1 protein-coding gene is annotated in these 217 nt (G+C 53.5%); it reads right to left on the bottom strand.

Translation table 11 applies throughout. From position 1 onward, the window contains the following. Positions 1-217 (bottom strand): hypothetical protein (locus BWI93_RS27860; protein WP_176454241.1); only part of this gene is annotated, 217 nt, incomplete at both ends.

Genomic DNA, 217 nt, shown 5'->3' on the forward strand with positions numbered 1-217 from the left:
ATCTAAAAACTCCTGATAGGTTTTTGAGCCGTATGAACGGAGCACGGAGGCTTCATCAAGGCTCGCAAACGTGAAGTAACTGGGTCGGATATCGCCATCACGCACCCGTTCGTAGTTAGTCAGGATGAGATCAGTCGTAGCGGCCTCGACTTCAGCCTGCGTTCGGCAGTAGGTTACCTGGATGCCCAGCCGCTCAGCGTCGGCTTTAAATTCCTGC

The organism is Siphonobacter sp. BAB-5385 (assembly GCF_002261125.1).
Lineage (GTDB): Bacteria > Bacteroidota > Bacteroidia > Cytophagales > Spirosomataceae > Siphonobacter.